The sequence below is a fragment of the Oleiphilus sp. HI0132 genome (genome assembly GCF_001635845.1).
This window is the reverse complement of sequence record NZ_LWGJ01000133.1, coordinates 1-978: the sequence shown is the minus strand read 5'-3', so window position 1 is coordinate 978 and position 978 is coordinate 1. Positions and strand designations below refer to the sequence as shown.

The following is a 978-nucleotide window of genomic DNA, read 5'->3' as shown; positions in this document are numbered from 1 at the left end:
GGAGCATCGCGAAGCATTTAGGGCGAAAGTTTTGTCGGTCACAATTGATGATCTGCAGCGTGTTGCCAAGACTTACCTGCAGCCAGACTTAGCGAGTGTTGCGGTGATTAGCCAGCAAAGTCAGCGAGATGCGCTTGAAGGACTGGGTTTAGAGATTAAAGAACTCTAAACGCTAAAAGCAGAAAAGTGCTAAACAGGTACTGCTAGCGTTATGGCTAGCAGCGTCGCTCAATACCCGATTGCACCATGATGCGGGTAGCAATTTCTTCAACCGAGTAATGTGTCGTATTCAAAAAGGGAATCCTTTCTCTGCGATACATTAGCTCAACCTCTTCAACTTCATAATTACATTGCTTTGCTGAAGAGTAACGCGAGTTAGCGCGTCGTTCATGGCGAATGGCGGCAAGCCTGTCAGGCTCAATAGTCAGGCCAAAAATCTTGTTTCTATGGGGGCGTAAAGAGGCGGGCAGCTTTTGGTCTTCGATATCTTCTTCGGTAATTGGATAGTTGGCCGCCTTAATGCCGTACTGCATTGCAAGATAGAGACAAGTAGGGGTTTTGCCACTGCGCGATACGCCGGTCAATATCACATCCGCTTGGTCATAGAGTTTGGTGCGAGCACCGTCGTCATTGTCGAGTGCGTAGTTAATAGCCTCTATTCTTTGGTCATAGCGGGTATTTTTAGTAATGCGTGTTCTACCTACCTGATAAGAAGAGCGAACGCCGAGCTCTTGTTCCAGCGGCCCTAGAAAAGCGGCGAAAATATCAATCATCAAGCTATTACTCTTTTTGATGATCTTTCTGATGCCATCATCAACGATGGTGTCGAAAATAATAGCTTTCGCGCCATTTAACTCCGCCGCAGCATTAATTTTCTCGACCGTTTCGAGGGCTTTTTCAATGCTATCAACGTAAGGAAGCGTGACTTTCTCGAATTCATGCTCTTCAAATCGTGTTAATAAACTGACGCCTAACGCT

Annotated in this window: 1 protein-coding gene; it reads right to left on the bottom strand. The window is 46.2% G+C overall.

What is annotated here, in order from left to right:
* Positions 1–215 precede the first annotated feature (215 nt).
* A partial coding sequence (locus tag A3766_RS01700; protein ID WP_068641539.1) for a pyruvate, water dikinase regulatory protein occupies positions 216–978 on the bottom strand: 763 nt, incomplete at its 5' end.